A 7,243-nucleotide genomic window follows, 5' to 3' on the forward strand; every position below is an offset into this window, starting at 1 on the left:
CGCGGAGCCGGGCCCTTACTCGGGGTCACATCAGGAGCCGGTGCTCAGGTGGCCTTCCTCGAGCTCGGCGGGCGCATCCTTGCCCTCGAGGGCAGGAATGTCCTCACGCCCGGTGAAGGTGAACTTGGCAGTGTCGCCCTCTCCATCGACATCTACGGTGATCGTCTGACCCGCCACGATTTCCCCAAAGAGGATCTTCTCGGACAGCTGGTCCTCGACCTCACGCTGGATGGTCCGGCGCAGCGGCCGGGCACCCATGGCCGGATCATAACCTCGGGTGGCCAGCAGTTGCTTGGCGGCGGGGGTCAACTCCACGTGCATGCCCTTTTCGACCATGCGAACCTCGAGCCGGTCCACGAAGAGGTCGACGATCTGGACGATCTCCTCCTGGGACAGCTGCGGGAAGACGACGACGTCGTCGACACGGTTGAGGAACTCCGGGCGGAAGTGCTGTCGCAGCTCCTCCTGGACCTTGGCCTGCATGCGGTCGTAGCCGGTCTTCGTGTCAGTCGTGGACTGGAAACCGGTCATGACGCCCTTGGAGATGTCACGAGTACCCAAGTTCGTCGTCATGATGATGACGGTGTTCTTGAAGTCGACCACCCGTCCCTGGGAATCGGTCAGGCGACCGTCTTCCAGGATCTGCAACAACGAGTTGAACAGGTCGGCGTGCGCCTTTTCGACCTCGTCGAAGAGCACCACGGAGAACGGACGACGGCGCACCTTTTCCGTCAGCTGTCCGCCCTCCTCATAGCCCACGTAGCCCGGAGGGGCACCGAAGAGCCGCGAGACGGTGTGTTTCTCCGAGTACTCGGACATGTCGAGGGTGATGAGTGCGTCTTCCTCGCCGAAGAGGAACTCCGCAAGCGCCTTCGCCAGCTCGGTCTTGCCGACACCCGTGGGTCCAGCGAAGATGAACGAGCCACCGGGACGGTTCGGATCCTTCAGGCCGGCACGCGTGCGACGGATGGCCTGCGAGATCGACTTGATCGCCTCATCCTGGCCGATGACCCGCTTGTGCAGCTCGGCCTCCATGTTGAGGAGACGTCCGGATTCCTCTTCCGTCAGCTTGATGACAGGGATTCCGGTCGAGTTGGCCAGCACCTCGGCGATGAGTTCCTCATCGACTTCGGCGATTTCGTCCATGTCGCCGTTCTTCCAGGATTTCTCCTTCTCCGCGCGCTCTTCCTGGAGCTTCTGCTCCTTGTCGCGCAGCGAGGCGGCACCCTCGAAGTCCTGCGAATCGATCGCGGCTTCCTTCTCCCGACGGACATCGGCAATCTGCTCGTCCATTTCCTTCAACGCCGGCGGAGCCGTCATGCGGCGGATCCGGAGACGTGCGCCGGCCTCGTCAATCAGGTCGATGGCCTTGTCGGGCAGGAAACGATCGGAAATGTAACGATGTGCCAGCTGGGAAGCGGCCTCCAGCGCGCCATCGGTGATGGTCACCCGGTGGTGCGCTTCGTACCGGTCGCGCAGGCCACGCAGGATCTCCGTGGTGTGCTCCACTGAGGGTTCCTTGACCTGGATCGGCTGGAAACGGCGCTCGAGTGCGGCATCCTTCTCGATGTGCTTGCGGTACTCGTCCAACGTGGTGGCACCGATGGTCTGGAGTTCACCGCGCGCCAGCATGGGCTTCAGGATGGAAGCGGCGTCGATGGCACCCTCGGCGGCACCAGCCCCGACGAGCGTGTGGATCTCGTCGATGAACAAGATGATGTCACCGCGGGTCCGGATCTCCTTGAGAACCTTCTTCAGGCGCTCTTCGAAGTCACCGCGGTAGCGACTACCTGCCACCAGCGAACCGAGGTCCAGGGTGTAGAGCTGCTTGTCCTTGATGGTCTCGGGTACATCGCCGCGAACGATCGACTGGGCCAGGCCCTCGACGACGGCGGTCTTGCCCACGCCGGGCTCACCGATCAGTACCGGGTTGTTCTTGGTGCGTCGCGAGAGCACCTGCATGACCCGTTCCATCTCGAACTCACGGCCGATGACGGGGTCGAGCTTTCCTTCACGTGCCGCCTGGGTAAGGTTGCGCCCAAACTGGTCCAGCACGACGGAACCGGCGGGCTGGCCCTCGGCCTGGCCCTGTCCGACGCCGGCGCCAGCCGTCTCCTTGCCACCCTGGTAGCCGGACAGCAACTGGATGACCTGCTGGCGGACTCGATTGAGGTCGGCGCCGAGTTTCACCAGCACCTGCGCGGCGACCCCTTCGCCTTCACGGATGAGCCCGAGCAGAATGTGCTCGGTTCCGATGTAGTTGTGGCCGAGCTGGAGCGCCTCGCGGAGCGAGAGTTCCAGGACCTTCTTGGCGCGGGGGGTGAACGGGATATGCCCGGATGGGGCCTGTTGGCCCTGGCCGATGATCTCCTGCACCTGCTCCCGGACGGCTCCCAACGAGATGTTGAGCGACTCCAACGCCTTCGCGGCGACGCCCTCTCCCTCGTGGATCAGTCCGAGCAGAATGTGCTCGGTCCCGATGTAGTTGTGGTTGAGCATGCGCGCCTCTTCTTGGGCGAGCACGACAACGCGACGGGCACGGTCGGTGAATCTCTCAAACATGCGGCACACTCCTAGCTAACGCGTACTGACGATGCTACGCATCAATCGGCGCCAGATGTCACGTGTTCGCCGTGGGGATAACGGATCCTCTCACGGCGAACCGGCCGGCCCATCCCCAAACCGCTTTCCCGAAGGTGCCCGGCGGCCGGAGCAGAGGTCAGGACTCCGGGTGCGCCTCACGGTAGGCGTCGATGACCTCCGAGTGCAGGCGACCGCGTTCGCTGACTTTGAATCCGTTTTCTGAGGCCCAGGCGCGAATGGCCGGTGCCTCGGAAGCGGAGTACGCAGTGGACCGGCGGGCCTGGGAAATGAACGGCGCAAGTGCCGCACGCAGCTTCCCGGCGTTTGCCTCACCCAGGTCGATCTCGTAGTGGCTGCCGTCCAAACCGAAATGCACGGTGTCCGTGGCCGTGCTCCCATCGAGATCGTCGATGAGCGTAATTTCAACCTTCCGTGCCACGGAGGGCTCCTTACTTCGAAGGTGTGGGCAATGAAGCCGTCGAGCCGGTCCCCCACGCGAGGAGGGCCGGGATATACCTATTGTTTCCGAGCACTATGATACTGCGGAAACGACAGGCCGCCGACAGAAAATACGTTAGTTGGCCGGGGGGTTTTCGTTTCCCTGATTGCCGGCGGGCCCTTCGGCCGCTTCGCGCCGCGCATCGGCTTCCGCCTCCGCCAGCCGTTCGTTGCGATCCACCCGGAAGACGGCACGCATGACGAACCAGAAGATCAGTGCGACCACGATGGTCGGCAACAGCACCTCGACGTACGCCATGGGTCAGGCCTCCGGTTTCAGCAAGGGGTAGAGGATCGTTTCGCGGATACCCGAGTCGGAGAAGAGCATGACCAGCCGGTCGATGCCGAGTCCGATGCCTCCCATGGGAGGCGCACCGTATTCCAGCGCCCGCAGGAAGTCCTCGTCGAGCTGCATCGCCTCGTCATCGCCGCCTGCAGCGAGCAGGGACTGCTCGGTGAGCCGTTCGCGCTGGATCACCGGGTCGATGAGCTCGGAAAATGCGGTGCCACGTTCCATACCGCCGATGATCAGGTCCCAGGCCTCGATGACACCCGGCTGGGAACGGTGGGGGCGGGCCAACGGCTGGGCTGTCGGCGGGTAGTCATAGACGAAGGTCGGGTCGATCAACGTGGGCTCCACGATTTCCCCGAAGAGCTCGATGACCAGCTTCTCGGCGTCCCACTTCGGGTCGAATTTGACCTCATGGGTCGTAGCGATCGCCTGCAGCACGTCCGCGGTCGTGTCCGGGGTGACCTCGCGACCCACCGCTTCCGACAGGCCGGGATAGACACCGAGCCAGCGCCATTCGCCGTCGAGGTTGATGGTGCCCTTGGATGTCTCGATCTGCCGGCCGGCGCCCACGGCATCGGCTGCGTTGAGGATGATTTCCTGGATGCGCTCGGCCATCACGAACTGGTCGGCATAGATCTCGTAGCACTCCAGAGTCGTGAACTCCGGGGAATGGGTGGAATCCACGCCCTCATTGCGGAAGAGCCGTCCCACCTCGAAAACCCTCGGGATGCCGCCGACGACAGTGCGCTTCAGGTAGAGCTCCGTGGCGATCCGCAGCGTCATATCCTGTTCGAAGGCGTTCAGGTGGGTGTGGAACGGGCGTGCCGTGGCACCGCCGTGGACCAGCTGGAGCATGGGGGTCTCCACCTCCACGTAGCCGTGTCCGTACAGCGTGTCGCGGACGGCCCGGGTGACGGCATCGCGCTTGTAGATCATTGCGCGTGCCTCGTCCCGCACCATGAGGTCCGTGTAGCGCTGGCGTACCCGCATCTCATCGTTGAGGTCGGCATGCAACACCGGCATCGGGCGCAGCGCCTTGGAGGCCATCTGCCAGTCGGTGACCATCACGGAGAGTTCACCACGTCGCGAGGAGATGACGGCGCCCTTCACGAAGACGTGATCGCCCAGGTCGGTGAGTCGTTTCCAATCGGCCAGGGATTCCTCCCCGACGTTGGCCAGGGACAGCATCGCCTGCAAACGTACTGCCTCGCCGTGGGGACCCGACTCCTGCAGCGTTGCGAAACACAGTTTGCCGGTATTGCGGGCAAAGACGATGCGGCCGGCGACCCCGACGACATCCTCGGTCTCCTCGCCGGCTTCAAGGTGGGCGTACTTGTCGCGGACCTCAAGCAGTGTGTGGGTGCGTTCGACCCCGACCGGGTATGCCTCGCGGCCGGATTCAATCAATTCGGCTCGCTTGGCCAGTCGAATCAGCCGCTGGTCGCGGGTGTCGACGGTCTCGGTGGAGGAGGGGGCGGCAGGGGTCTGGTCAGCAGTCACAGTAGTCGATTCTACGTGCTCGAAAGCTCACCGGACCACGATCCTTTCGGTCTGTGCTGCCGATCACTGCCCCTGCTCCGGTGTTGTTGCTCCCGCTGTCGCCGCCACCGTGGATGCGTCGACGGCGGGAGTGCTCACCAGATCTCGACGCGTTCGGCAGGGTCCAGCCACATGCCGTCGCCGGGCTGGGTGCCGAAGGCTCGGTGGAAAGCGTCCATGTTGCGGACCACCTGGTTGCAGCGGAACTCCCCGGGGGAGTGGGGATCGGTGGTGATGCGCGTGACCATCGTTTCGGGACGGGTCAGGGAGCGCCAGCATTCGGCCCAGCTGTGGAAGAACCGCTGGTCACCGCTGAGCCCGTCGATCACCTCGTCCTCCGTGAGCCCACGCGCGGCCAGATCCAACTGGTAGGCCTTGTAGGCGATGCCGAGACCTCCCAGGTCACCGATGTTCTCACCCAAGGTGAGCTTGCCGTTGACGTGCTGCCCGGGCGCTTCCGACGGCACCAGGACCTCGTATTGGTCAACGAGCTTCGCCGTCAGTCCCTCGAATGCCTCGCGGTCTTCGGGGGTCCACCAGTCACGGAGCTGGCCGGTGCCATCGAACTGGGAACCCTGGTCGTCGAATCCATGTCCGATTTCGTGGCCGATCACGGCGCCGATGGCTCCGTAGTTCGAGGCGGAGTCACGATCCGGATCGAAGAACGGGCTACGCAGGATGGCCGCGGGGAAGCCGATCTCGTTGAGCAGGGGGTGGTAGTAGGCGTTGACCGTCTGCGGGTACATGAACCACAGGTCCTTGTCGACGCCATCATCGATCTTGTCCAGCTCGCGCGTGAACTCGAATTCGTTGGCGCTGGCGACGTTGCCGATCAGGTCCTCCGGGTCGGCCGTCACCGCGCTGTAGTCAATCCACTTCACCGGGTAGCCGATCTTGGGGCGGAACAGCGACAGCTTTTCCAGGGCCCGTTCACGGGTCCCTGCCGTCATCCAGGTCAGCGAACCAATGGAGTCCCGGTAGGCGGCAATGAGGTTCTGCACGAGTTCCTCCATGAGCCCCTTGCTTCGTTCTCCGAAGTGGCGCTCGACATAGAGCTGGCCGATGTCCTCCCCCACGGCCCCCTCGGTGAAGGCCACCCCACGCTTCCAGCGCGGCCGCATTTCCGTGACCCCGCCCAATGTGGCCGAATAGAAGGAGAAATTCTCCTCCACGAAGGCGGAGGAGAGATAGGACGCGTTGCTGCGGACCACCTGGACCGCCAACCAGTCACGCCACGCACTCAACGGTTGGTCGCGCAGGAGGCCCTCCACGCCCTCCAGGTAACTCGGCTGCCAAACATCGACCTCGGCGTAGTACTTCTCGTCGATGCCGGCCCCTTCGAGCCACAGCCGCAACGTCGGCTGCAGCGTGAACAAAGCGTCCGCATCCATCAAGTTGTACCGGGCCTGGGCATCACGGCACTTCACGGCATCCCAGTGATGCGTGGCCAGTGCGGTCTCCAACTGCACGACGCCGGCCGCAGCTTCCTCCGCCTTCGGCACCTCCGCCAGAGCCAGGAGCCGCCCCAAGTGGAGCTGGTACTCGGCGAGGAGATCGGCAAATTGTCCGTCACGGTAATAGGACTCATCTGGCAGTCCGAGTCCTGACTGGATCAACGAGAGAACGTTGCGATCGGGCTGTCCCGCGTCGGAATTCGCACCAGCCTGGTAGAGCCCCGAGACGCCACGCCGTTGCAGGCTGCCGCTGAGGGTCAGGATCTGTTCGATGCTGGTGCAGCCGTACACGGCCGCAAGGTCTTCGCGGATGGGGTCCATCCCGCGGGCCTCGATGGACTCCTCGTCCATGAAGCTGGAGAACAGCGCGCCGATCCGCTGCTTCCGCGCGTCAACCAGCCCTTCTTCCGACGAGGGATCCTGCTGGGCCTCAAGGATGATGGCGTGGACTGCTGCTTCCGCGTCATCACGGAGTTTCATGAAGGAACCATAGCTGCCTTGATCCGCTGGGATCTCGGCAGTGGCCAGCCATTGGCCGTTGACGTGGCGGTAGAGGTCGTCTTGGATGCGGGTGCCATGGTCACGGTGATCGGCCGCCGCCTCGGCCGCCGGGCTCATGGGTGAAGTAGGTTCTGCAGTCATGGGATCCCCATCGATTGAGGGCGCCCGCACGTATGTGGCGCCGGTTACGGTCTCCCACTACCCTACTGATGCGAACCGTCCGTCTGCTGGGTGCCGGCTCGTGTTCCCCTGAACGCGAAACTTGAGCCAACCCTGCACGGGAAGCACACCCCGCAGTCCGCACACCGGGTGTTAAATGACTCAGGGCCCTGGACTGATGTCCAGGGCCCTGAGCCTAATAATGGTCCGGCGGCGT

Annotated in this window: 5 protein-coding genes; all 5 read right to left on the bottom strand. The window is 63.8% G+C overall.

The window, feature by feature from the left end:
• Positions 1-30: 30 nt before the first annotated feature.
• Complete coding sequence (locus ABD088_RS02430) at positions 31-2,562, bottom strand: ATP-dependent Clp protease ATP-binding subunit (protein WP_343899841.1); 2,532 nt, start codon at positions 2,560-2,562, stop codon at positions 31-33.
• Between the two features lie 157 nt (positions 2,563-2,719).
• On the bottom strand, positions 2,720-3,022 hold the full coding sequence (locus tag ABD088_RS02435; protein ID WP_343899842.1) for a histone-like nucleoid-structuring protein Lsr2: 303 nt from the start codon (positions 3,020-3,022) through the stop codon (positions 2,720-2,722).
• A gap of 135 nt (positions 3,023-3,157) precedes the next feature.
• Entirely contained in the window at positions 3,158-3,340 is a 183-nt protein-coding gene (locus tag ABD088_RS02440; RefSeq protein ID WP_343899843.1) for a hypothetical protein, read from the bottom strand.
• Positions 3,341-3,343: 3 nt separating this feature from the next.
• Entirely contained in the window at positions 3,344-4,873 is a 1,530-nt protein-coding gene (gene lysS / locus ABD088_RS02445; RefSeq protein WP_343899844.1) for a lysine--tRNA ligase, read from the bottom strand.
• Positions 4,874-5,007: 134 nt separating this feature from the next.
• Entirely contained in the window at positions 5,008-7,008 is a 2,001-nt protein-coding gene (locus ABD088_RS02450) for a M13 family metallopeptidase (protein WP_343899845.1), read from the bottom strand.
• Positions 7,009-7,243: the final 235 nt, after the last annotated feature.

The sequence above is a fragment of the Arthrobacter rhombi genome (genome assembly GCF_039526245.1).
Classification (GTDB): domain Bacteria; phylum Actinomycetota; class Actinomycetes; order Actinomycetales; family Micrococcaceae; genus Arthrobacter_H; species Arthrobacter_H rhombi.